Source organism: Enterocloster sp. 210928-DFI.2.20 (assembly GCF_020554465.1).
GTDB lineage: Bacteria > Bacillota > Clostridia > Lachnospirales > Lachnospiraceae > Enterocloster > Enterocloster bolteae.
Window position 1 is genome coordinate 68,151 of the sequence record NZ_JAJCHK010000011.1, and the last position, 25,942, is coordinate 94,092.

The 25,942-nt window shown below is 51.3% G+C and carries 21 protein-coding genes and 2 riboswitches; of the genes, 4 read left to right on the plus strand and 17 right to left on the minus strand.

Features of this window, described 5'->3' with window-relative positions; genetic code table 11:
* Positions 1-11: 11 nt before the first annotated feature.
* From ytvI to LI015_RS12055, 4 genes are all read right to left on the minus strand, one after another.
* A complete protein-coding gene (gene ytvI, locus LI015_RS12040) occupies positions 12-1,130 on the minus strand; it encodes a sporulation integral membrane protein YtvI (protein ID WP_002569508.1) in 1,119 nt (372 codons plus the stop codon).
* 296 nt (positions 1,131-1,426) lie between these two features.
* Positions 1,427-4,783, minus strand: a complete 3,357-nt coding sequence (locus LI015_RS12045) for an ATP-binding protein (protein ID WP_002571251.1) — start codon at positions 4,781-4,783, stop codon at positions 1,427-1,429.
* A gap of 20 nt (positions 4,784-4,803) precedes the next feature.
* On the minus strand, positions 4,804-5,727 hold the full coding sequence (locus tag LI015_RS12050) for a carbon-nitrogen hydrolase family protein (protein WP_227125146.1): 924 nt from the start codon (positions 5,725-5,727) through the stop codon (positions 4,804-4,806).
* 93 nt (positions 5,728-5,820) lie between these two features.
* Positions 5,821-7,002, minus strand: coding sequence for a cation:proton antiporter (locus LI015_RS12055; protein ID WP_119205019.1), 1,182 nt, complete (start codon positions 7,000-7,002; stop codon positions 5,821-5,823).
* A 52-nt stretch (positions 7,003-7,054) separates the two neighbouring features.
* Positions 7,055-7,127, minus strand: a riboswitch (Fluoride riboswitch).
* Positions 7,128-7,304: 177 nt separating this feature from the next.
* Here LI015_RS12055 and LI015_RS12060 point away from each other — a divergent pair.
* From LI015_RS12060 to LI015_RS12070, 3 genes are all read left to right on the plus strand, one after another.
* A complete protein-coding gene (locus LI015_RS12060; protein ID WP_118019134.1) occupies positions 7,305-9,356 on the plus strand; it encodes a VIT and vWA domain-containing protein in 2,052 nt (683 codons plus the stop codon).
* 3 nt (positions 9,357-9,359) lie between these two features.
* Positions 9,360-10,274, plus strand: a complete 915-nt coding sequence (gene xrtK, locus LI015_RS12065) for an exosortase K (RefSeq protein ID WP_227125148.1) — start codon at positions 9,360-9,362, stop codon at positions 10,272-10,274.
* Between the two features lie 69 nt (positions 10,275-10,343).
* Positions 10,344-11,252 carry a LysR family transcriptional regulator gene (locus tag LI015_RS12070; protein WP_117626313.1) on the plus strand — a complete coding sequence of 303 codons (909 nt, stop codon included), beginning with the start codon at positions 10,344-10,346 and terminating at the stop codon, positions 11,250-11,252.
* A 13-nt stretch (positions 11,253-11,265) separates the two neighbouring features.
* Here LI015_RS12070 and metF read toward each other — a convergent pair whose 3' ends face one another.
* The 6 genes from metF to LI015_RS12100 form a co-directional block, all read right to left on the minus strand.
* Positions 11,266-12,129 carry a methylenetetrahydrofolate reductase [NAD(P)H] gene (gene metF / locus LI015_RS12075; protein ID WP_002569515.1) on the minus strand — a complete coding sequence of 288 codons (864 nt, stop codon included), beginning with the start codon at positions 12,127-12,129 and terminating at the stop codon, positions 11,266-11,268.
* A 141-nt stretch (positions 12,130-12,270) separates the two neighbouring features.
* Positions 12,271-13,689, minus strand: a complete 1,419-nt coding sequence (locus LI015_RS12080; protein WP_002569516.1) for a DUF512 domain-containing protein — start codon at positions 13,687-13,689, stop codon at positions 12,271-12,273.
* 43 nt (positions 13,690-13,732) lie between these two features.
* Positions 13,733-14,470, minus strand: a complete 738-nt coding sequence (locus tag LI015_RS12085) for an ABC transporter permease (RefSeq protein WP_002569517.1) — start codon at positions 14,468-14,470, stop codon at positions 13,733-13,735.
* On the minus strand, positions 14,461-15,306 hold the full coding sequence (locus LI015_RS12090) for an ABC transporter ATP-binding protein (protein WP_002571256.1): 846 nt from the start codon (positions 15,304-15,306) through the stop codon (positions 14,461-14,463). The genes LI015_RS12085 and LI015_RS12090 overlap by 10 nt, the downstream gene beginning before the upstream one ends.
* Entirely contained in the window at positions 15,306-16,016 is a 711-nt protein-coding gene (gene cobI / locus LI015_RS12095) for a precorrin-2 C(20)-methyltransferase (RefSeq protein WP_002569519.1), read from the minus strand. The genes LI015_RS12090 and cobI overlap by 1 nt, the downstream gene beginning before the upstream one ends.
* Before the next feature lie 126 nt (positions 16,017-16,142).
* Positions 16,143-17,477 (minus strand): MATE family efflux transporter, encoded by a 1,335-nt coding sequence (locus tag LI015_RS12100; protein WP_227125151.1) that lies wholly within the window; start codon positions 17,475-17,477, stop codon positions 16,143-16,145.
* A gap of 108 nt (positions 17,478-17,585) precedes the next feature.
* Between LI015_RS12100 and LI015_RS12105 the strand changes: the two genes are divergently transcribed.
* Positions 17,586-18,377 (plus strand): MerR family transcriptional regulator, encoded by a 792-nt coding sequence (locus tag LI015_RS12105; protein WP_002571259.1) that lies wholly within the window; start codon positions 17,586-17,588, stop codon positions 18,375-18,377.
* Position 18,378: 1 nt separating this feature from the next.
* On the opposite strand, the gene LI015_RS12110 is transcribed toward LI015_RS12105, so the two are convergent.
* The 7 genes from LI015_RS12110 to LI015_RS12140 form a co-directional block, all read right to left on the minus strand.
* A complete protein-coding gene (locus LI015_RS12110; protein ID WP_038294701.1) occupies positions 18,379-19,482 on the minus strand; it encodes an ABC transporter ATP-binding protein in 1,104 nt (367 codons plus the stop codon).
* Positions 19,483-19,654: 172 nt separating this feature from the next.
* Entirely contained in the window at positions 19,655-20,674 is a 1,020-nt protein-coding gene (locus LI015_RS12115) for a FecCD family ABC transporter permease (protein WP_002569523.1), read from the minus strand.
* A gap of 16 nt (positions 20,675-20,690) precedes the next feature.
* Positions 20,691-21,890 (minus strand): ABC transporter substrate-binding protein, encoded by a 1,200-nt coding sequence (locus LI015_RS12120; RefSeq protein ID WP_227125153.1) that lies wholly within the window; start codon positions 21,888-21,890, stop codon positions 20,691-20,693.
* Positions 21,887-22,900 (minus strand): hypothetical protein, encoded by a 1,014-nt coding sequence (locus LI015_RS12125; RefSeq protein WP_227125155.1) that lies wholly within the window; start codon positions 22,898-22,900, stop codon positions 21,887-21,889. Before LI015_RS12125 ends, LI015_RS12120 begins: the two co-directional genes overlap by 4 nt.
* Before the next feature lie 31 nt (positions 22,901-22,931).
* The gene (locus LI015_RS12130) at positions 22,932-23,990 is read right to left on the minus strand and encodes a sirohydrochlorin cobaltochelatase (protein WP_007037681.1); all 1,059 of its coding nucleotides are present in this window, start codon (positions 23,988-23,990) and stop codon (positions 22,932-22,934) included.
* A gap of 300 nt (positions 23,991-24,290) precedes the next feature.
* A riboswitch (cobalamin riboswitch) is annotated at positions 24,291-24,498 on the minus strand.
* 41 nt (positions 24,499-24,539) lie between these two features.
* Positions 24,540-24,818 carry a type II toxin-antitoxin system HicB family antitoxin gene (locus LI015_RS12135; RefSeq protein WP_002569527.1) on the minus strand — a complete coding sequence of 93 codons (279 nt, stop codon included), beginning with the start codon at positions 24,816-24,818 and terminating at the stop codon, positions 24,540-24,542.
* 129 nt (positions 24,819-24,947) lie between these two features.
* Positions 24,948-25,751, minus strand: a complete 804-nt coding sequence (locus tag LI015_RS12140; protein WP_227125157.1) for an EFR1 family ferrodoxin — start codon at positions 25,749-25,751, stop codon at positions 24,948-24,950.
* Positions 25,752-25,942 lie beyond the last annotated feature (191 nt).

The window sequence follows — 25,942 nt, forward strand, 5'->3', positions numbered from 1 at the left end:
AATCTGTTCCTTTAAATCTGTTCCTTATGGAATAACTGCTGCGATTCTTCCCCTGCCGTCTTAAACAGCCGGATGGACCCTGTCTCATTCAGATAGCGCAGCAGGGACAGGCCAATGGGAAATCCGAATAATCCCAGTACCCCCAAAAGCTGCGCTCCCACAAACATGCTCACCAGCGTCACCACCGGGTGAAGGCCAATCTGGCTCCCTACAATTTTAGGCTCTATGATATTGCGCACAACCGTTATGACCAGATACACCACCAGAAGCCCCAGTGCCAGGCCGTGGCTGCCCATAAGGGCAGTGATGACCGTCCACGGGATCATGATTCCCCCTGTCCCCAGCACGGGAAGAATGTCAAATACAGCGATAAGAAACGCAATAACCAGTGAATTCTCCACCCCAATAAGCGTCAGTCCAATGGACAGTTCCACAAAGGTAATGGTCATAATCAGGGCATAGGAGCGGATACACACAAAAAGGGTGCCCACCACATAGGACTGTATCTCCATAAATACCTCCTTGGGCCGTTCCCCCAGCTGCCGCAGACAGAATCCGGTCAGCAGTTCATAATCAGCCGCAATGAAAAAGGTGGTAATGACCATGAGCAGCAGATTGATAAACATACCAGGAAGGGATGAGGCGAAGCCGGAAAGCCATCCCATGACTGACATGGAGATTCCTGATACCATCTGTCCCGCGGACTGCACAAAATGTCCCTCCAGCTCCTCTAAGGCCCCAAGGAGAGACGGGTCCATCCGCAGAAGATATTGTTCGATGCCTCCGAAAATCCCGGTAAACACAGGTTCCGCATAATTGGCATAAACCGACGGCAGGCTTGCCACCAACGATTTCCCGTTGGAAAACATCTTGACGCAGAGAAGGGTAAACAGCAGCCCAGCCACACTGTAGAACAGGAGCACCATAAGAATAGCTGTAATCTTCCTGTTCATGTGCAGACGGACTGACGCAAAGCAGATTGGCCTCCTTAACAGATACGCGATCACAAACGCAGTGACAAAGGGGGCCACCATGGGCAGCCCGTATTTCAGCAGTACAAAGGCTGCCAGCAGCAGGATTGTAAAGTACATGCAGTTAATGATAAATATTTTTCTTGCTTCGGTCTTCATTATTCTTCCTTTCTGTCCGGACAGGAATAACATCCATGGACGGCGCACCTTTTATGGGCAAGCCGGTAAAAAACAAAAAGACACGGCCTGCGCCCAATTGTGCGCAAGCCATGCCTTATCCCACTTATGTGGTAAATTGTATCGAAATATCTATGCTTCGGGGCAGTGCCGCCGAATTCGTCATCCATGGAATCCGTCTTCTCCTCATGTAATTCTGTTTACGGCCTATTATATTGGATAAACCGGGATTACACAAGGGGATGGCCCATTCTTTAACAAACTTTTAATCCGGACTTTTATTCTGTACGGTTCCGGGCTGGAACGTCCAGGTACCGGTGCATGATTTCCAGCAGACGGCTGATTTCCAGCGGCTTGGTTACATGCTCATCCATTCCCGCCTGTTTGGCCCGGTACACGTCGTCGGCAAATGCGTTTGCCGTAAGGGCGATAATGGGAATCCCAGTCCCGTCCGGCCGCCTGCCGGTCTTTCCCAGGCTGCGGATAGCACTGGCAGCCGTGTAACCGTCCATAACCGGCATCTGTATATCCATGAGGATAAGGGCGTAGGTCCCAGGCGGGTCTGTCTCAAACCGTTCCACGGCCTCCCGGCCGTTGACAGCGCATACAGCCGTGATGTTGAACATAGACAACAGCTCCACCACGATTTCACGGTTCAGCTCATTGTCCTCTGCAAGCAGCACACATGTTCCGGGCGGAAATGAAGCCGGGGTCCTGGGGGTATTTCCGTTCTGGGACCGTTCTCCGGTATCTTCCTCCCCGGCAAGTTTCAGATATATGGTGGCAATGAACCGGGTTCCCCTGTTCAGCTGGCTTTCCACCCGGATGGTGCCGTTCATCATCTGCACCAGATTCCTGGTTATGGCCAGCCCCAGTCCCGTTCCCTGGACCTGGCTGACCCGGGAATCCTCAGCCCGTTCAAAGGGCATGAACAGCTTTTCCAGGAATTCCGGGGCCATGCCGATTCCGTCGTCCTCCACCACAAACTCAAAGCATCCCACCCCGCTTTCACTGGAAAGCTTCTCTTCCAGGGATACGGCTATATGCCCCCTGTCAGAGGTGTACTTCACGGCGTTGGACAGCAGATTAATGAGAATCTGTTTGACCCGGACCGCGTCCCCATATACGGCATGGTGGTCTATCTCTTTTAAGCTGATGGACAGTTCCTGTCCTTTGCTGTCCATATCCGGTTTTACGATAAGGGATACCTCCTCCACCAATTCCTCCAGGCAGAAGGCATCTTCGCTCAGTCCCACATTGCCGGACTCTATTTTCGACATGTCCAGCACCTTATTGATTAAATCCAGAAGGTGGCTGCCCGAGAGACTGATTTTAGACAGACAGTCCTCTATCTTATCACGGTTGTTAAGATTGCTCTGGGCTATGGCAGTCATGCCCATGATTGCATTCATGGGCGTGCGGATGTCGTGGCTCATCCTGGAAAGAAAATCCGACTTTGCCTGGTTGGCCCGGTTCAGTGAATCATACGCCTCCTCCAGGGCGTGCTTTGCCTTCTTCTCCTCATCATAATACTCCAATTCCCGCTGTTTCTCGGCGCTGATGTTGCGCAGGGCTATAATAGCCGTCCTGGGCCTGCCCTCCTTGGAGGCAACCATGTGGACCTCCAGACGCAGCCACAGAGGAGAGAAGCCGTGCCTGAACTCCACCTCAATGTGTTCGTTTCCTCCGGCCAGTTCCCCCAGAAGCCATTCACGCTCACAGATGGACATCACCCGTTTTCTGTCCGCCTGGTCCACATCGGACAGGATATAGCTGCAAAGCTCTGTGGAGTAGCACCCGTTCCTCGGCAGCACCGCCCCACCGCGCGCCTCCGGCAGCCTTACCGCATAATAGCTGTCCTCCGGCAGGTTCACATAGAAAATACTCATATACACGCCATTGATGGCCTGAAGCGCTGACTGGCTCATATACAGCCGCTCGCTGTTCTCTGACAGTTTTGATTTCATGGAATGGATATTGTGGAGCGCGCCCACCACCCGGCTGGGCTTCCCATTCTCCATCATCAGCCTGCTGTTGACCCTGTGCCATATATAGGTTCCGGGCTCACCGCCGGGAACGGACACGCGGACTTCAAATACCTCAGATCGGCCGTTGCATATATTGTCAATGACTGTGGGCACATCATCCGGGTGCACCACCTGCCGTTTTAGCAGCGTCCTGGAGTAATCCCTCAGTTCGTTACGTAGCACACCCTGTCCTGTCTTTGGCTCATAGCTGATAAATACATCCTCGTCCATCCGGTACTCAAACATGACGGCTGAACTGACCTCCATGGAAACCCGGTACATCTCCTGCTCCCGCTCCAGCTGTTCCTGAAGAATCTTGCGCTGGGTGATATCCACAGCCGTGCGCTGTAAAATATCCTCACCCTGGGGAGTTACCCCCACCACCATGCTGGTCCCCTCCAGCCAGTGGATACTTCCGTCCTTCCACCTGACCCTGTATTCCTGGTCCTGCCGGTCACCAATCTCCCTCAGTTTGCGGTACGCCTCCTGCAGAATCAGGCGGTCCTCCTCCAGCACAGCTCCCAGGACGCCGTCGTGCCAGTCGTTTAAACCCTCCTCCATATCCTTGTAGCCCATCAGATTCAGGACGGCCCTGTTGATGGAAACAAGACGGTATCCGCCCTCTATGTCCCTGACAAAACGGATGATGCCGCATGGAACCGTATCGTAAATACTGGTCAGCAGCTGGGTCTGCTCCCTCAGGCGCTGGGCGTCCTCCTCTGACCGGGTCACATCCAGGTACAGGCTGTTGACCATCCAGTTCCCGTCTGCGTCCTGGGCTTTTTTTCCGCTGTCAATGATCCATTTCAGGCTTCCGTCCTTACAGCGCACCCTGTAACGGGTGGAATATGTAAGATTTCCGTCCCTGAACGCCTCGGCACAGTCAGCCAGGGCGCCGGGAAGGTCCGGAGGATATACGTTGCCCACAGCTGTCCCCCCGGTTACCTCCATGAATTCCTCCACGGTATAGCCGAACAGGGCTGCCGCCTCCTTGCTGACAAATGCAAAGGAGTAGGTTTCATCGTCATTGCTTATCTTTAATCCGCCCGCAATGGAGGACATGATGACCTCCAGCTGGCGGTTCTGCTGTTTTGTCTCCTCCTCCAGAGCATTTAGGCGCTCCTGGACATACTCATAGGACTGCCTGCCGATTTTCTCCGGAAAGCTTTCCCCGTCCAGCATTTCCTGATAAGGGTTGGAGCAGTGGATATGGGAGCATGTAAGCCCGTCCTCCGTATCCCGAAATACAAAGGTCACCCTCTGATGTACTTTCAGGTACATCCGGGTGCCGGGATCCGTGGCTATCCACATCCTTCCCATAACAACATACACGTTTTCCATGGGACAGACCACATCGTACTCCTCATCCCATATATTGCAGTCAGGTATGCTCTCCCTGAATTTGCGGAAGTGGTCCGCGCAGGCCTTCCGGCCTGACAAATACTCCTGCTCCCCAGCCCCCATCCAGGAAAACTGTTCTGAAAAGCAGGAGGTGATTCCCTCTATATCATGCTCGCAATAGTGCATGTGCATAATACGGCTGGCCAGTTTCTTCACATCCTCCAGCCGCTGATGCTGCCCTGTATCTGATTCTGTCTTCACGCCCATAAAACCTGCTTTCCTCTGGATTATCTGTCGTCAATCTGAAGCCTCAGCACATCCGGACGGGAATAGTGGCCGCAGACATCAAATTCCATCCGGCTGGCGCTTACCCTGTCCATCTCCAGATCCGCATAGATAACGGCTTCCTTATCCCACACCGGCTCTGTCACGTAGTGCCCGTATGGGTCCACAATGCAGCTGCCTCCCCGGCACACCGTATCCGGCAGCCCGTCAATCTCATCCCGGCAGCACAGGCTTTCAGGATACATGTCTCTTGTAATATACATGTCGCAGCTGATGAAATAGCACCTTCCCTCCAGAGCAATGTGCTGTACCGTGGACTGCCATTCCGGATTATCATTTGTATTAGGGGAAATATACAGGGCCACTCCCTTTTCATACAGGGCCGCCCTGGCCAGGGGCATATAGCTTTCCCAGCAGATCAGGCTTCCCATCACCCCCCAGGGCGTATCCTCAACCGGAAAATATCCCCGGTCGGCGTCCCCCCATACCACCCGCTCAGCCCCTGTGGGCTTTAACTTCCTGTGTACACAAACCAGGCTTCCCCGGGGTGAGAAAAACAGATTTGTATTGTAAAGCGTTCCCGTCACCCCATCCCGTTCGGAAACACCGATGCTGACGTAAGCCCCTGCTTCCCGCGCAGCCATGCCTATTTTTTCTGTCTCTTTCCCGGGAACCAGAATGGAGTTATCCAGATACAGCTTCCAGTCCTGCCTTCCCTCCCCGCTGCGGCTGCCCACCCGGAACCCGAATGTCATGCCGTAAGGGTAGCCCGGTATGAACAGTTCCGGAAACACCATAAGCTGGGCTCCCCTCCGGGATGCCTCCTGAATCAAATCCACGGCCTTCTGTGTGCAGGCATCCTTGTCAAACATGACAGGCGCGGCCTGGATGACAGCTATTTTGCATATTTTCTTTACATCCTTCATTTGGCCTCTCCTTTGTGCAAACCAGTCTTTTCTCATTTTACCATGCGGTTCTGATCTCCACAATGGCAGGATTCATCTTTCTTCTGATCTTTCTTATAATCTTTCATGCAAAAAACGCTTATAGGTCAGGTCAATCAAAAAAGCTCCCAAAGGTGCGGTAATCAATATGGCCAGCACAGCCACTGTCAGCACGATATCTCCGCAGGCCAGACCCATGGCCAGAGGCACCCCGCCTATGGCGGCCTGTACCGTAGCTTTTGGCATATAACCTATCATGCAGAATACCCGCTCCTTCATATTAAGCCTGGTCCCGGCCAGGCAGCAGAACACGCCTGCCATCCTGAAAACCAGCACGCCGAATATCAGTATAACCGCCCACACGCCTGCGCTCAATGCATAATGGATGTTTACAGTTGCCCCTACCAGGACAAAGAGCATGATTTCGGCACAGACCCACACCTTATTGAACTTAACGGAAAGACGGCGGGCTGCCTCCTCCCGTTTCTTCTGAAGGGCGATTCCGATTCCCATGACTGAAATCAGGGAGGAAAAGGGCACAATATCCGAATATCTGTCCTCTAACGTCACCAGGATAAAAGACACACACAGCAGAATGATGACCTTGACCGTATCCCGAATATGGACTCTCTTAAAATATACGGCCAGCCCCCAGCCGGCCGCCAGTCCGATAAAACTTCCAATCAGAATGGAAACAGGTATCTTAACAAAGCTTATGGGTGATACGCTCCCGCCCTGGGCCAGGCCCGTAAACGCCGTGAACATCACAATCACAAACACATCGTCCACGGATGCCCCTGCCAAAAGCAGCTGCGGAATCCCCTTATCCGTGCCGTACCCGTCTTCAATCAGCTTTAACATCTTGGGAACTATGACAGCCGGGGACACCGCTCCCACCACAGCTCCCATGATGGCGGCGTCGAGAACCGAAATCCCCAGCAATCGGGGCGCCAGAAGGACCATTCCCAATATCTCAAAGCAGGCCGGAAGAAAGCACATGAGCACGGCCGGGCGCCCCACCTTTTTAAGGTCATTTAAATCCAGGGAAAGCCCTGCCCTCATCAATATAATAATAAGGGCAATCCGTCTCAGCTCTGAAGAAATATTCAATATAGACCCATCAATCAGATTCAGGGCATAGGGACCCAGAAGAACCCCGGTAAAAATCATCCCCATAAGGCCGGGCAGGCGCAGCTTCCTGCACACCCACCCCAGAAACATTCCCAGCATCAACATAAAAGCAATACTAATCAGCATATCCTTTTCCTCCTTATAAACGCAGAAAAAGCCGATCATTTCTGCGTTAATACATAATGCAGAAGTCATCAGCTTTATAAGCGGTTCTAGTCAGACTAAGGGAGAACTTCATTCCCGGTACTTATTTTATAACTAAAATTACAGGATGTCAATGATTTCCTTTTTCATTTGGTTTTCATTTGGTTTTCACTTGTTTTTTCATATGATGCAAATATGATGCATCTTTGATGCCATTTTGATGCCTGGCCATTGTAATCTGGATTATAAGAAAACCCCAAACAAAAACAAACGAGGTGCAAACAATGAAACGGAAGAAAACCTGGCTTTATGTATGTCTGACACTACTTATGCTGGCCCTGACCCCTGCTGCGGTCTACGGTGAGGAACCGGACGGGGATACGGCGGACAAGACCCTTGCCCCCTATTTCTTTGTACAGGACGCCGGACAGGCGGCAGACCAGTTCCCCCTGAAGGACACAAGTGTGTCCTCCACAATAAACGGCGTCATTGCCGAAACCTATGTCATCCAGACCTATGCCAACGAAGGGACAATACCCATCAATGCCAGTTACGTGTTCCCGGCATCTGCCAGGGTTACGGTACATGGAATGAAAATGGAAATCGGGAACGAGGTAATCACGGCAAAAATAAAGGAAAGGGAAGAGGCCAAAACAGAATTCGAGGAAGCTAAAAGCGAAGGAAAAAGCGCCTCTCTGCTGGAGCAGCAGCGTCCCAATGTATTTACCATGAATGTAGCCAATGTAATGCCCGGGGATACGGTGCGAATTGAACTGCACTACACCGAACTGATATCCCCCAGGGACGGGGTTTACCAGTTTGTGTTCCCCACCGTGACCGGCCCACGGTATGCCGGCTCTGCCCCGGAAACAGGCGGGGGAGATGAGTGGACGGCAAGTCCTTACCTGGAGGAAGGGACCGCCCCGCAGGGTACCTATGAAATTGCCGTCAGCCTCTCCGCAGGCGTCCCCATTTCCAGCCTGACCAGCAGTTCCCATAAAATCAAGGTGGAAAAGGAAAGCGAATCCATTGCCCATGTAACCCTCTCTGATTCCGGGGAGTTTGCAGGGGACCGGGACTTCATCCTGGATTACAGACTTACCGGGCAGGAGATAAACTGCGGACTCATGCTGAACACCGGGGAAAAAGAAAATTTCTTCATGCTGATGGTACAGCCCCCGGAGCGTGTCAGGGCGGAAGAGATTCCGCCCCGTGAATACATATTTGTGCTGGATGTGTCAGGCTCCATGTTCGGGTATCCCCTTGACACCGCGAAGGAGCTCATAGGGAACCTGGTGGGCAATCTCAGGGATTCTGACCAGTTTAACCTGATCCTGTTCTCAGATACAGCCGTTTCCATGGCGCCAAAATCCGTACCTGCCACCGCAGAAAACATCCGGCAGGCCATTGACCTGATTGAGCGCCAGGACGGAGGCGGCGGCACGGAGCTGGCCCCGGCCCTTGAACAGGCAGTCTCCCTTCCAAGGGACCCGCGGATGGCCAGAAGCATTGTCACTATCACAGATGGCTATATGTCCGATGAATCGTCCATATTCAGCCTCATAAACAGGAATCTTAAGACAGCAGATTTCTTCTCCTTTGGAATCGGCACCTCCGTCAACCGCTATTTAATCGACGGAATCGCAAAAGCCGGTTCCGGCGAAGCCTTTGTTGTAACAGAACCGTCACAGGCATCAGACACCGCCCGTGATTTCAGCACTTATATCCAGTCCCCTGTCATGACCGGCATAAATGTTTCCTTTGACGGTTTTGATGTTTACGATGTAGAGCCGGACATCCTTCCCACCCTGTTTGCCCAAAGACCCATTGTCCTGTTTGGAAAATGGCGGGGCCAGCCTTCCGGCACCATTCGTATAACCGGAAAAACCGGAAACCAGGATTATATGCAGGAAATACCGGTAGGCCGGGCAGAGGCCCCGGCAGACAATACGGCCATCCCCTATCTGTGGGCCAGGACAAAGGTGGAACGTCTGACAGATTACGGCACACGGGAGGATGTCCAGGATGCAGTCAGACAGGCCATGATCAAAAAAACAGTCACACAGCTGGGACTGGACTACAGCATGATGACGCCCTACACGTCCTTTATTGCCGTGACTGAAACAGTCCGCAGCCAGGATGGTTCTGCCGCGGATGTGAAACAGCCCCTTCCGCTGCCGCAGCACGTATCTAATTTTGCCGTGGGAGCCGGATATACCATTGGCTCAGAACCAGGAACCCTGATACTGATGTGTGCCGCAGGAGTCATAATGGCAGCAGGCTGTATCCGCCGAAGCCGGGCTGACAGAAAAAAGAGAAAAACAGAGGAGGCTTAATCAATGGACATTCCCAGCGCTAAATCTTTAATCCGCCGCAACATCCCCTTCTATCTGGCAGGAGCCCTCCTGCTGCTGGGAATGAAATATTATTACAGCCGCGGGGGCCCGGACAGCCTCTCATGGATTCTGGCCCCCACTGCCCGGTGGGTCAGCGCCCTTAGCGGAATTCCCTTCATAAAGGTCCCTCAGACAGGTTATGTCAGCCACTCCTGCCGCTTCATCATAGCTGCCTCCTGCTCCGGTCTCCAGTTCCTGATGATTTCCATGACAGCCCTGGTCTTTTCCTATATTCACCGGATGAGAACCATAAAGGGAAAAATAGGATGGATGGCCCTAAGCGCCCTGGCTTCCTATCTGCTGACCATCTTTGTCAACGGCTTTCGTATCCTGTTCTCCATTTTCATTCCCATATATCTGGGAATGTCAGGCACGGCATGGACAGACGTATCCGGCTCTGCATGGGCAGAAACGGCCGGAGCATCCGGCCCAGCACCGGCCCGGGCCTGGAGCATATGGCTCACGCCAAAACAGCTTCATACCATCATCGGAACGGCTGTTTACTTTACCGCCCTGTTTGCCGTCTGCCAGCTGGGAGAATACGTCTCCCGGAAATGCTCTGCTGCTCCCGGAACATCCCACCGGGGAAACAGCCGGGCCCGGGCCGGATTTTACCCCATAAGGGCCCTGGGAAGATGGGCTGCCCCTTCTTTCTGGTATTTCTCCATTGTTTTGGGGATACCATTTCTTAACAGGGCATACAGAAACAGTCCCCAAACCTTCACAGACTATGCCCTCCTGCTGACAGCCGTCTGCCTTACCGTCATAACCTTTTACTGTATCTGTTCCGAACTTCACAGACGCATCAGCCGGCTGACATCAGGACGATACCGCAAAAATCATAAAAATATGGAATGACATAGTTTTAAACTATATCATTTCGTGCTAAAATACCTCCATGCATTAAATGCAATGGAGGTATTAGTCATGACCCTGCAGCAACTGCGCTATATTGTAACCATCGTAAACTGCGGCTCTATTTCCGAGGCAGCCAAACATCTTTTCATAACCCAGCCCAGTCTTTCCAATTCAGTAAGGGAGCTGGAAAAGGAAATGGGCATATCCATCTTCAACCGCAGCTCCAAGGGGATTGCCCTGTCTTCCCAGGGAATGGAGTTCCTGTCCTATGCCAGACAGGTGCTGGAGCAGGCCGAGCTGTTGGAGCAGCACTACACAAACAAAAAACCGGTGAAGCGTATCTGCTCCATATCCACCCAGCACTATGCCTTTGCCGTCAATGCGTTCGCCAACCTGGTATCCTGCCAGAACACGGACGAATATGAATTCACCCTGAGGGAGACCCGCACCTATGAGATTATCGACGATGTAAAGAATTACAGGAGTGAGCTGGGCATTCTCTACATCAATGATTTTAACCGGAAGGTGCTGGAAAAGCTGTTCAAGGAAAGCGGCCTTGTATTCCATCCGCTGTTTAAAGCCAGCCCCCATGTATTCATCAGCGTAACCCACCCCCTGTCCGCCAGAGACAGCGTTGCCATTGAGGATTTGGAGGATTACCCCTTCCTGGCCTTTGAGCAGGGCGAAAAAAATTCCTTTTACTTCTCAGAGGAAATCCTCAGCACCATTCCCAGAAAAAAAGTAATCTATGTCAGCGACAGGGCCACCCTGTTCAATCTTCTCATCGGACTAAACGGATATACCATATGCAGCGGCATTTTAAACCGCAACCTGAACGGCGACTCCATCATGGCAGTTCCCCTGGAAACAGAGGAAAACATGGTCATCGGATGGATTGGGGACCCCAGGATCCATCTCAGCGAATTTGCCGGGAAATATCTGGAGGAATTACACCGGCTGATCAGCAGTCAGTCTTAAGGCAGAACCTACCCTAAGACGCCATCAGCCGGAATACGGATTCGTAAATCCGGTTGGCAATATAAGGATTATTCATGGTATACAGGTGGATGCCGTCCACGCCGCCGGCTGCCAGGTCCACAATCTGGTCTACCGCGTAGGCGATTCCCGCGTCCCGCATGGCAATGGGGTTATCCCCGTACCGCTCCATCATGGAGATGAATTTTTTCGGCAGCTTTACGCCGCACAGGGATACCATGCGCTCAATCTGCTTTTTGTTGACCACCGGCATGATTCCGGCCTCCACCGGAACATGGATTCCAACCAAATCCATCCGTTCCCTGAAACGATAAAAATACTCGTTGTCAAAGAAAAGCTGGGTGATAAGCTGGCTGACACCGGCGTCCACCTTATCTTTTAAGTGTTTCATATCCCTTACCAGGCCGCCGGATTCCTGATGGCCTTCCGGGTAACAGGCGCCTATTATATTAAAATCGCCATGGTTCTTTATAAACTCCACCAAATCCGCCGCGTACCGGAAATCCCCAGCCGGCTCCCTGTCCGCGGTGCGGTCCCCCCGCAGGGCCAGTATATTCTCTATTTTCTGTTCCTTCAGCTGTTCCAGAATCAGCAGGACATCGTCCCTTGTCAGGTTCAGGCACGGAATATGGGCCACGCTCTCTATGCCGTATTTATGCTTAATAGCAGACGCAATCTTAAGCGTTGTCTGACTGTTCTCGCTGCCACCCGCCCCATATGTGACGCTGATGAAATCAGGGGTGATTCCCTTAAGCTCATCCAGCGTGTTATAAATCGTGTCAACGGGCGCTGTCCTTTTGGGAGGAAAAACCTCCAGGGACAGTACTGTTTTATGGTTGAACAATGATGATGTCTTCATGTATGTTTGTTCCCTTCCTTCAATAAGTCTTGGCCATGATTTCCGGCTGCTCATGTTTTCTGATTGCAGTAATCATAGCACAAAACAAAAGGAAGGGATAATTTGTAAATTTTATGGGAAGCTATAGTTTAAAACTATATCTTACTTCCGGTCATAGGCCTGGATGTACACAAAATTATCATTCCTTCGTTCCATTCTGTATTCCGGATCCAATATGGCGTCAATGAACTCCCTGCCTCCTGATTCCACTGCCACCACCTTCATCCCCAGCTCCCGCTCCACATCCCGGACCGTCAGATCATCTAAAAATACCTGCTCACCCACCCGCAGCATATTGGAGGGAATCTGCAGTACTTCTCCCAAATCCTCCCCCGCTGCCTGCCGTTCCTTTAACTGTCCTATCAGGTCCTGTCCCGTTATAAGGCCGGATACCGTAATGGTCTCCCCAAAGAAATCATTCCTTATAGCGTACACATGAACCGTGAGATGGGGAAACGCATCCATCAGCTTTCCTGCGAAGCCGCAGATGGTGGGATACGTCAGCTTTCCCGTTGCAATGGTCAGGGTCCTTGAAACGGTTCCGGCCAGCTCTTCATACTCCTTTTTGCTGATCACATCCTCCAGGGCCTCGTTAAATTCATTGATGAACATACGCATCATACCCACGCCGTTTTCCAGCTGGATATAGCCGTCGTAACGCTCTTCCTCAGGGAAATCCCTGCCTGCAATAATGTACCACTCATCACTGGCATGAATGAAATGAAGGCCGTATTGCTCATAAAACTCCTGCTGGCGGCTTTCCACCATGTCGATGACAGCGCCTGCCTCTTCCTTGGTATATAACTCAATGGGAAACAATCCCTCCCTGAATTTTGTAATTCCGGCAGGTACCACGGAAACGCTTCTCAGGAAAGGCAGGTATCGGGATAAATCCCGGATGGTCCTCTCTAACTCTGCTCCGTCATTGACGTTCTTGCAGCAGACCACCTGGCCGTTCATCTCCACATGGCCGTCATAGAGCATCTGCAGATACTTAAGCTTATCTCCCGCAAAACGGTTGTTGAGCATCTTACAGCGCAGCTGCGGGTTGGTAGTCTGCACCGATATGTTGATGGGGGCCAGCTGCATACGGATGATTCTCTCTATGTCCCTCTCCTTCATATTGGTCAGAGTAATGTAATTTCCCTGCAGGAAAGAAAGCCTGGAATCGTCGTCCTTAAAATACAGGGTCTCCCGCATTCCCGGCGGCATCTGGTCAATAAAGCAGAATATGCATTTGTTGCTGCACGAACGGTAATCGCTCATCAGGCCGTTTTCAAACTCCACACCCAGGTCATCGTCATACTCCTTGTCGATTTCCAGCAGCCACTCTTCCCCGTCCGGTTTTCTTATGACCACCTCAATGTACTCATCCTTAATCAGATACCGGTAGTCAAATACATCCTCAATCACTTCATGATTGATTGAAAGCAGTATATCGCCCGGTTCTATTTCCATCTCCTGCGCAATAGAGCCGGGATATACCTCTTTTATCACATGTTCATTCTTTTTTGTCTTCAATCTATTTTCCTCAATATTATAGTTTTTTCCATAATCCCTGTTTTTATGCTTTTGCTTCCCGGTAACACGTCCACACGCAGCCTCCGGTAAACGCTGCCGCAAACAAGACCGCGGATGCCATGGAGGGCCAGCTGACACTGCCGCCAAACGAAATTTCCCGTATAAGCCGGGTGGTATGGGTCAGCGGCATCATATTCACCACCCACTTAAGCGCTTCCGGTATGCCGTCCAGGGAAAAGAAGGTGCCGCACAGAAACGACATGGGCGTTATGACAATATTAGTAAAATTGTTCATGTCGTAATGGCTCTCCATCATCATGGCTGCCAGAAAGCCAAGAGCGGAAAAGATCAGCGAATTCAGGATAACCGCGGTCAAAAGCCACCCGTTCATGGCCAGCCTGGCCCCCGACACGATTCCCAACAGTACGATAAACACACCGGAATACATGCCGCGGAGGGCTCCCGCAAGGATATGGCCCATAGCCAGCAGATGCATCCTGGTGGGTGAATACAGATAACACTCAAAGCTCTTTTCATGGAGGCGCATGACGCTGATGCGGGTGGAAACCGATGTGTAGCTGTTGCGCATGGTGGTCATGGCTAAGAGGCCCGGTATCAGGTAGTAGAGATAGGGCCTTCCATCCATCTCCATCACTCTCCCCAGTCCCATCCCAAAGGTAATAAAATACAAAAGCGGCGATACCATCTGTGAAAATGTAACTCTCCAGAACCTCCGTTTGAGGAACAGCCATTCCCGCCACAAAATCGTGGTTATTTCCATCCTCCCACCCCCTTGCTGGTGTAATGGAAAAATACGTCCTCCAGCGTGGAAGGAAGCACGCTGCACAGCGCGTCAATTCCGGCTGCCCTGGACTTTGCAGCAGGCAGGTCCTTAAAGAACTCAGCCTTTATCCTGTCCCCATCTTCGTACTCCACCTTAAATTGCCCGATTTCATCAATCAGTCCGGCGGGCGTGTCCTCCTTAAATATCTTCCCTCCGTCAATCAGCATCACATAATCGCACAGGTGCTGGGCCTCTTCGATATAATGTGTGGTCAGAAGTATGGTTTTCCCCTCCTTGTGCTGTATGTGCAGGAAATCCCATATATCCCGGCGGGCATTGGGGTCGATGCCTACCGTTGGTTCATCCAGAAATAGATATTTTGGATTGTGAATCAGGGACTTTGCAATCATCAGCTTGCGCTTCATTCCTCCTGACAGGTTCTGGGCCGCCCTTTTTCGGACGCTGTCCAGTCCGAGAAAGGCCAGAAGGCGGTCCGTGGACGCAGCAATATCCGCCTTTCCCATCCGGTAAAGGCGGCCTGCAAACTCCATATTTTCTTCCACCGTCAATTCCTTGTCCAGATTGACATGCTGGCTGGTCACGCCGATGGCCTGCTTGACAGCCACGGCATTCCGGTCCATCACCTGTCCGTCAAAGGCCACGGTGCCTGTATCCGGCGCCAGAAGTCCGGTCATTATCCGCATCAGCGTTGTCTTTCCAGCCCCATTTGGTCCCAGCAGGCCCAAAAACATCCCGTCGGGAATCTCCATGGAGACACCCTTCACCGCTTCCACATCACCGAACTGTTTATGCAGGTCATTACATAGAATCATTACTGCCTCCCCTGCTTCTTAATGATGACCGTGGAAAGATACGGTATATCATACCGCTCCAGCTCCTCAAAGTCAGTCACCAGACGCTCCTCCCCTGTGCCTGTCTTGGTAATCAGCACAAACCTGTCCTCCAGATGGTTCTCCTTAAGAGCCTTCAGCAGGGCCTGCGGGTCAGTGGACGGTTTCATCAGGACCACATTGTCATGTTCCCTGAGCACCCTCCCCAAATCCTCACTGCTGTTTTTACGCACAGGGGCTACCACCAGGTCCTCATTCCAGGCCACCAGGGGTATTTTCATGGAGTCAGCCACAGCGCAGAAGGAAGTGACGCCGGGCACTACCTCCACCTCCACGCCCGCTTCCTCTATGTAGGGAAGGGTATACATAAATGTGCTGTAAACCGCCGGATCCCCCAGCGTAATAAAGGCGCCGGTACGGTCCCCATTTAAATACTGCGCGATACAACCCGCGTTCTGCTTCCACATTTCGCGCAGCTGCGTGCCGTGATAATGCATCGGATAAACTAAATTTACGATTTCCGCCTTTGTGTCCTCCAAAAGTCCCTGTATAATATCAAAGGCAAAGCTGCCTGCCCCGGCCTCCTTTTCAGGACAAAAAATCACATCCGCCGCATTGAGAATGCGGTGCGCTTTTAAAGTAAGCAGTTCCGGGTCTCCCGGTCCTACGCCGATTCCATAGAGTTTTCCCATTTTTCAATCCTCTTTCTTTTCTCATACCTGGTGTTTTGTCCGAAACACTAAATATGGTACCATATATGGAGGCAAAGGGCAATTAATACCTCTGTTTTTCATTCTAGCACAGGATACTCTGCCTTTTCAAGATATGCATTTGAAAGTTTCCCTTCTTGTATACAAATACACCAGAATCAGGGTGACGCCCAGGCACATCAGCTCTGATACAGCAGGCGCCCACCAGATGCCTTCTCCTCCCCCCACGCCAATACAGACTGCTAATGAGGCCGCTATGATAACCATACCTCTGCCCAAAGAGATAATCAGAGACTCCTTCGGCCGCTCAATGGCTGTAAAATACCCTGCCCCTGTAATATTAAATCCCACCACCAGAAACGACAGGCTGAATATCCTGAATACAGACGCAGAGTACTGTCTGAGCCCTTCCAGCTTTTCAGAGATGAAAATACCCACCAGCCAGTCAGCACCTGCCATGGAAGAGATAAAGGCTATTCCCGCCACGCCCACGGACGCTGTCAGCGAGTACTTCAAAAGCCTGCTGCATACATCCCGCTCCTGTCTGCCGTAATGAAAGCTGATTAAAGGCTGGATGCCCTGCGCGATTCCCGCCATGGACATGACCACGATGGTATTCACATATGCGATGATTGTGTAGCTCACCACTCCCTGTTCACCAATATACCGCAGAATGGCATGGTTGAACATAAATACTGTGAAGCCTGCTGACAGCTCCGTAAAACCGGAGGACAGGCCAATCTTCACCACCCGGATAAACTGTCCCAAGTCCCAAACCGGCCTGGCGAAGCGAATGGTTGCCTTTGGCCCCAGGAAATGTTTCAGATACAGGAATACCGGAACCATCTGGGAAAGTCCCGTGGCTGCCCCGGCTCCCCCAATGCCCCAGTGAAATACCATGACAAACAGATAATCCAGCACACAGTTTACCAGGGCGCCCGAAGCCACAGCCGCAGCCGCAAACCGGGGAAATCCGTCTGTCTTTACCAATGTCTCAAATGTATATGATATGATGAACCACCATGTAAAGGGCAGCAGGGATAAAATATAATGGTTTACATACTCCTGCGTGCTCTGTGTGGCTCCCAGAAAGCTTACAATAGGGTCCAGGCACAGCCACACCATGAGCATGATAAACAGGGATAAGACTCCTGTCACCACCATGTTCTGAGTGTTGGCCTGATTAGCCTCCCGCTGCCTGCCCTGCCCCAGGAAAATGGCCACCACGGTGGACGTACCCACGGCAAACAATATGGAAACAGAAAACAGGAAGTTTACAAAGGGAGAGGCAATATTCACAGCCGACAAGGCCACCTCAGACACGCCCCTGGCCACAAACATTCCATCCACCATGGTATATAACGCAAAGATCCACTGGGCCACCACGGAAGGCCATACAAACCTCCAGAACTTTTTCTTCAGTGACATTCCCTCTAAATTCATGATACAACTCCTTTATGATGACTTTGCTGCTCTGCTTGCATTCCCATCATAAACCTTGGTATAATACCAAGGTAAACAGTAAATATTGCCATATTTGGGAGAAGATTCATGTCAACATTCTATAAAATCGGGGAGATTGCCTCCCTTTATAACATAAGCACGGATATACTGCGCTACTATGAGGAGCTGGGCATACTGGTCCCCCGCCGGGCGCCTAACGGATACCGCATTTACCGCACCGAGGACCTGTGGTGTCTGAATGTTATCCGCGATTTGCGGGAACTGGGATTTTCCATGGAGCAGATAAAGGCATATATTGAGAACCGAAGCATTGATTCCTCCCTGGAACTGTTCCAGAAGGAGATGGATGTGATTGACCGGCACATTGAACGGCTTAAATCCCTCCGGGACAATATCATCACCCGCAGGGAAACCATTTCCCAGGCACGGGGACTCCCTCTCGGGACCATCACATTAAAAGAAATGCCGCCCCGCGCCTGCCACCGGATCATGCAGAGCTACGAGACGGACGAAGAAATGGATATTCTCATTAAACAGCTGGTCTCCTTTGGACCGGACAGACAGTATATCATAGGCAACAACCAGATGGGCTCCTTTATCAGCCTGTCTGATGCCATGGACGGACGATGCCAGCAGTATGACGCGGTGTTCATCCTTCACCCTGACGGCGAGCACTGCATCGGGGAGGGTACCTATCTGTCGGTCTGCTACAGCGGCAACTTCCGCCAGACCAGGACCTATGTTCCCCGGCTCCTGGACTATGCCAGGGAACATTCCATGAATATCCGGGGACCCTTGCTGGAGCTTTTGTGGATAGACGTCCATACCACAAAACATGTGGAGGAGCAGGTGACGGAGCTGCAGTTAAAGGTGGATTAGATTATACCAGCAAGTCAGCCCCCTGCTTATCCCTTCCCAGCTCAGCCAGTTTCCTGTTCTTATCATTTAAAGTACCAAATTCCTTCAGACAGCAGATAACCTGACCGCAGGACGCCAAAACCTCTGCAGCGCGGTCATATGTCTCTTCCCGAATCGGTTCAAAAGGCATTTCCGATATCACCTGGGAGGCCAGCGCCCTGGCAATGGGGTAATCCACATCATTTTCGTGGAGAATGCCTGCCGCGAATGGGATTCCCATGCGCTGCAGTCTCCTGTAAACCGGAATCCCGCTTCCGTTTCCGCCTATGACAAATACCTGAGGCTTACCCTTCACCGGTTCCATCTCCAGGCAGCCAAATTCCGCATAATAGCTGCCTTTGGTGATTCCGTACAGCCCGGTAATATAGGAGGAGGTGAAAATCTCTTCCGGAGTTCCGCACCGCTCAATGTATTCACCCTTTACGCAGACAATATAATCTGATAATTTCTGCGCTAAATCCAACTCATGAAGGGACATGAGCACCGCTACCTTCTTCCTGCGTACCAGGTCCTTTAAAATGGTCAGAAGCTCCAGCTTATGCCGGATATCCAGGAAGGAGGTGGGCTCGTCCAGGACAATGACACTGGGGTCCTGACAGATGGCCCGGGCCAGAAGAATGCGCTGCTTCTGCCCATCGCTTATCTGCGAAAAATCCCGGGAAGCCAGATCCCATGCATGGACCAGCTCCATGGCCTCCCTGACCTTTCCTCTGTCCTCTGCCGTCAGTATGCCCATCCTTCCGGTATATGGGTAGCGGCCTGTGCCTACCACATCCTCACAGTTCATAAGCTCCGGGTGAATCCGCTCTGTCATCAGAATGGACATCCTCTTTGCAATCTCCCTCTCCCCCATCCCCTTCATGGGCATGCCATCCAGGTAAACGGTCCCTTCCAGCAGTCCCAGCTGCCGTATTACGCTTCGCAGAATGGTGGATTTACCAGCCCCGTTTGGCCCGATGAGCGTCACGATTTCTCCCGCCCTAACATGAATTCCGATTTGCCGTATCAGAGGCGTTTTGCCGTATCCGACGGTCATATTTTCTGTCCATATGTAATCTTCTGCCATGAAATCCGCCTCTCCATTTCGCTTGCATTTCTCCTGCTCTTTCCCTGCCTCTTTCCTGCATTTCACCCGCAGTTCTCCTGCATCTTTGCTGCATTTCACCCGCAGTTCTCCTGCATCTTACCTGCATTTCTCCTGCATTTCACCCGCAGTTCTTCTGCATCTTTCCTTCATTTCACTGCATACCCTTCCGGTTATGCACCATCATGTAAATGACCACAGGCGCGCCGAATACAGCTGTCACGGAGCTGATGCTGAGTTCCGTGGGCGCAAAGACGGTCCTGGCCGCCAAATCGCAGAACAGACAAAACACTGCGCCGCCCAGGAAGCAGCCCGGAATCATGAGTATGGGCTTTGCCGTTTTAAACAGGCTCTTCACCAGATGCGGAACCGCAATTCCCACAAAGGATATAGGGCCTGCGAATGCAGTCACACAGGCAGAAAGAATACTGGACAGAAGAATCAGGGCCACCCTGAACCGCAGTATGTTCACCCCCATGTTCTGGGCGTACACTTCCCCCATCTGGTAAGCTCCAATCGGCTTTGCCATGAGAAAAACAAGAATCAGCGACAGGAAAACCACTGCCGTCATAACACTTACATTCTCCCAGGAGGTACCTGAAAAGCTGCCCATGGACCAGTTGTGGAGATTGACAATGTTGGCATCTTCTGCAAATGTCACCACAAAATCAGTTATGGCGGAACAGATATAGCTAATCATCACCCCGCAGATAACAAGCATGGACATCTTCTTCACCTTACCGGAAATCATCAGGACAAATCCCATGGAAATCATGGAGCCTGCAAAGGCAGCCAGAATCATCCCCGCCGATCCGATGGAGATTCCCCTTCCCAGCAAAACTATCATCACAAGGGAAACCACCAGCTTTGCGCCGGATGAAATCCCCAGCACAAAAGGGCCTGCTATGGGATTTGCAAAAAACGTCTGGAGCAGAAAACCCGATACGGACAGCGCCCCGCCCAGTATCACGGCCGAGAGAATCCGGGGGAGGCGTATGTCCCATACAATGCGGTATGAGGCTGCCTCCCCTGTCCTTCTGAACAGAATTTCACCTATTTCCTCCACTGACAGATGCACACTGCCGGAATTGATGTTCCAGATAAATAAAAAGCACATCATGACCGCCAGAAGGGCAAATGAAATACTGTTTTTTATATAAGTACCTTTTATCATTCAGACTACTCCTTATTTAACGCAGCCGGTGCATATACCTGAGGCCTTCCGGCTCCTCCTCTGTCAGTATACGGTGGATATCCAAAATCATATCCCCCAGGCCCATGGTCTCCTGAAACAGGCTTTTCTCCGTACACCACACATTTCCCTCCTTCACAGCCTTAAAATCAGCCAGGAGACTGCTTTTCTCCAAAAGCTGGCTCAGATTGTCCAGCTCACCGTCTATGGTGCTGTTATATATAATATAATCCGCATCCCTGGCGGCGGCATAAAAGCTTTCCATCTGCATATTCATGGTGGACAGCGCGTTTTCATTTTCCGTAAGTCCCTGGGGCACATAGGTTCCTCCGGCCAGGTCTATCATTTCAGCCACATAATCCCCCGACTTCCTGACATTTACATAGCCGTTGGAACTGATATAGAAAAATGATACTGTTTTTCCGGTACTCTCCTGAGCCATGACAGGTTCCAGCTGCTTCACCTGTCCGGCAAAACAGCTGTTTGCCTGTTCCTCCCGGCCCAGCAGCACCCCATATAATTTAAGCCATTCCATCCTTCCAAGAGGATGGCGCTCGTAGCTGGAGCGCTCCACCAGAACCGGTATCCCCAGTCTCTCCAGCTGCTCCTTTACTTCCGGGGAATGGTAAATCATCGTGGATTCTACCGCCAGGTCACAGGACCCGGACAAAATCCGCTCATAGTCCGGCGCGTTGTATTTGCCCGCATAGAGCATCCTGCCATCTTCCATGGCTGACCTTGCCTCTTCTATGTACCAGCCGGAAGCATCTGTCCCTGACAGTGTAATCCGGTCTGTTCCATCCAGGCTGCAAAACAGGTCCATGGCCGAGGTCGCCGCCAGATAAATATTCTCCAGAGGCTGCTTTATGACCGCCACGTCACCCGGAAGGCCGGAAGGCTGTGATTTTCCTTCCGGCACCACCAGATAACGGCCGCTGTCCTTAATCGTTATCATTGCGTAACCGCCATCGTAATAGTCCACTGAAAATTGGTCCGCATAGAGAAGCTCCATACTGCCGGTTCTCTTTATGCCGCTCCAGCCTTCCGGAACCGGGGCAGGGGAGGAACCCAGGGACCGGTTATTCGCGACAGCCGGATCTGCCCCGGTCCGCCCTGCCGAGGAACAGCCTGTACACACTGCTGTCATAAGGATTCCGGCGGCGGCAATTGCCATTAATCTCTTTATCCGTCTCATCATTCAGCCTTTTTAATTGTGGTTGAATCAAACACAAGGGTATATTCCACCTCATGAGGTTCGCTCATGGCAATGGTATCCGCTATGACCGGCATCTTCCGGTCAAATACACGGACCGGAATCTCAAACGAAGAATTACCCCCGGTACTTATCAGATCCAGCCTCTCCCCGTCAACCTTCATATAATCATAGTTGGAACTGCCCCATGTAATAACCGCAAATGCATTGCCGTCCTCAACCCTAAGCGCCGCCGGCGTCTCCACAGACGCCCGGCCTGAACCGCCCTCCAGCCTGACTGCCACCGTATACGAACCATCTTCCAGCTTAAGGCTCTTCGCCGTAGCCGCCTCACCGTCGGCAAAGGCCTCTGCCGGAAGGGAGCCGGAACAAAATACCAGCACACGGTCATACCATGTTTCCTTTTTCCTGCTGAAGGCGCTGCAGTTAATTTCCTTGTCCAGCGCTTCCACCGGTACCTTGAAGGTGTGCTTTCCATCTGCATTCTCCACAAATGGAATAAAATCCGCCTCAGAAGCCTGCTCCGCCTCAGCCCCGGTTCCCATATACAGTTTCAGATAACCGGTCCCGCTCATGGTCATAACCGCGCTCATAGCGCCATCCTGCACCGTAAGTTCACACTCCGTAATCCGGAACATGCCGGAGCTGGAGTCCACCCTGACCTCATAGACCCCATCCTTCAGCGCATCCGCCGAAACCGGCTCCATTCCGTCTTTCACCGCATCCCCGAGGCTGCCTGACTCCTGGTTTTGGGTGTTTTTTGCCGGGGCATCATCATATGCCCCTCCGGCCAGTTCCGCTTCGGCCAGTTCCACATCGGCCAGTTCCCCCATAGAAGATTTTGCGGCGGCACTGGTATCAGCGGCAGCCGGCGCCTTTCCTCCGCAGCCCGAAAGGTTCCCTGCGCACAGCCCTATGGCGGCCAGGAGGGCACAGAGCTTCATTTTCATGTATATTACTTCCAATATTCCCACCTCTAAAAGGGCGATCAGCAAATTGCCCCGACCGCCCGTTTATTCTTATGATTTATTTTGTCAGACTGTCAACCGCTGCCTGAGCATGTTCTACAAAGAGCTGCTGGATTGCTTCCAGCTGGCCGAGTCCGTTGACAAGGCATGTCACTTCATAGCCCGCATCCTCAAACGCAGTCTTCCAGGAACCTTCTTCGTCTCCTGCCATATCATTGTTGGCATGGTCGCCTGCCACGATCATCAGCGGCTCCAAAACCACCTTCTTGTAGCTTCCTTCCTCCACCGCTGCCAGGACATCATCCAGGCTTGGCGCTGCTTCAACGGTACCCACATAGTAATTCTTATAACCTGCCTCTGTAAGCATATCCTGCATTTTTGCATATACCTGGTTGGACTCTGCCTCTGTGCCGTGTCCCATAAAACAGATGGCTGTCTCACCGTCATCATACTGTGCAGTTGCCTCTGTGACAGCCTTCATGACTGCCCTGAAATCATCCTCTGTGGTGAGAAGCGGCTTTCCGATTGCCACTTTGTCAAATGCGTCAGAATACTCCGCCGCCTCATTGACCAAATCCGTATACTCAAGTCCGTTCATCAGATGGGTGGGCTGAATTACAAGATTCCTGACACCGTTCTTCTCCGCGCGGTCAAGGGCCTCTCCTACATTGTCAATGGCAACATTATCCCTGGATTTTACGTGATCAATAATAATCTGGCTGGTGAATCCTCTCCTGACTGCGAAATCAGGAAATGCCTTCTCAACAGCGTCCTCAATGGCACCAATGGTCAGACGTCTGCTGTCATTGTAGCTGGTACCAAAGCTGACTACCAGAAGCTCATTTTCACCGATTCCATCCTGATTTCTGGCATTATCCTTTGAAGCATCGCCAGTATCGTAATTCTCCTCGTCAGCCTCCGCTGCCGCCTCTGCTGCCTCTGCTGTTGTCTCTGGTACTTCTGTTTTTGCCCCTGTGGTCTGCTCCGCAGTTGTCACTGCCTCAGAATCTTTGGCGGCATCTGCCGCCGTCTCCTTCTGCCCGCCGGAGCAGCCGGCTGCGGTCACTGTTGTCAGGGCTGCTGCCGCAAAAAATACTGCCAGTTTTTTCATCTTCATCTTCTCTTTCCTCCTTGTTTTATGACACCGTATCGGTTAAACCAAGGTAGAGGAATATGCAGCCTGTATCTGACAAATCCCAAACGGCAGTCCACACGCGCATAAGCGTATTCCGCAAGCGTCCTGGGGATATACGTTTTTCTGCAGATATGTAATACGCAGCGTACCCGTGCCCCGAGGGAATCACCCTCCGTCAGGACACAGTTTCCCTGCGTAAAAATCCGTTACCGTCTGAGTCAGAAATCCGCGGCCGAAACACCGTAAATCGGTACAACCAATTACTCGTGATTTGGAAAATTATTCCTGTACCAACAACTGGCAGGTTTCCTGACTCGTATATCAACACCCATGGCTGCCTTCCCAATTCTAACTGAATCAGTGACTGTCCTTGACATAAACCATGGGCTCCTTACTTACAGTGACGAGATCGTACAGGATTTCCACCTGTTTCCCTATTACCCGCTGTCTGACAAAGACAGACAGCGGCACCAGCTGTTCTTAACTCGATATGCTTTATCCTACCACTTAATGTAAAAAAAAGCAATAAAATCAATCATTATCCGGAAGCAGCTTTACTGTCACCATGATGTGTTTCAGGAACTCCCCTTCCTCCAGCCTGATATCCTCCATATGGGTCTGGGGAGGAAACTCAAAGGTTTTCTCCTCAATCTCCAGATAGAGCCAGTTGTAGGCTGCTTCCCTGGCATGCTCCACAGCATCCTCCAGGTCCGGTCCGTCTGCCTCGCAGCACTGCAGATCCGGAAATGTTACATGATAGCCTTTATCGTTTTTATGAGGCGTAAATACCGCCGGGTACGTAAATGTCATTTTCTTCTTCCTCCAGTATTCATAATAAAGCATACTTATTATATACTGAATTTTGATTCTGTACAATCTCAGACTGGTTTTGGACAGCTGTAATTTTTTGGAGTGGTTTTTGGGAATGGTTTTCACACTTTATATGTCTCGATCCTTCGATATAAAGCTATTCCGGGCACTTCCCATACCTTCTATGATATCGTGAACAGATACACCCGGATTCCGGTAGCGGACCCGCTTCTGTGTTGCATGTTTCCACTGGATGGCCTGTTGTGGGCAGCAGTTGATACACGCTACACAGTGTTCGCAGCGGTGCTGAAATTCCGGTTTTTCATTTTTCAGTACAATATTCCGGCTGGGGCAGATCCTCTGGCAAATACCGCAGCGGACACAAGTATCATCCACATGAAATCCTGTGTCTCTGTTCAGTTTATAATCCGTATAAAGCTTATAAAACATTCTGTCCCAGACATGGAACCCAAATGGTCCGTTGCGCCTGGCTGCAATCACTTCTGCCGAAGCCCTTTCAGCCATCTCATCAGCTTCCCTGAGTTTTCTGTCTGCCGAACGTGTCTTGGGATTATACTCCTCTATAAAATTCGCTACAGACGGAATCGTTATTCCATAATCCAGATGGAGCCCCTTTTTCTTAAGAAGTGCGTCCAAATGCCCCAATACACCTCCGGCAAGCCCTCCGCAGGTTGCGGCTGCAAACACATATGGGTTATCTGTCTCAACTTTCATTTCATCCACAAACTCTGCCACGGTTCTGGGAACGCCCCAGAAATATGTGGGAAAAACCAGGCCGATTTGCCGGCTGCTGCATTTTGTCCCCTTATATTTTGACATGGGAAGCAACAGCCCATCCATCCTTTCTGCCATGATGTTCGCAATACGCAGACTATTGCCGGTTGCTGAAAAATAATATATCACGGATTCCATATCTTTTTCCCCTCCTGTTGGTTATACGCTGATTATAGACATGATACATCAAAAAGAAAAGTACCCAAAATTTTTGTGGTACATTGTTTAACAATACTGTTGGTGTTATAATCACTCTGCATACTCAACAATATTCCTGATACAGCAGCCGGAATATTGATAAAAGCCAATACTATAAGCACGCAGCAGGG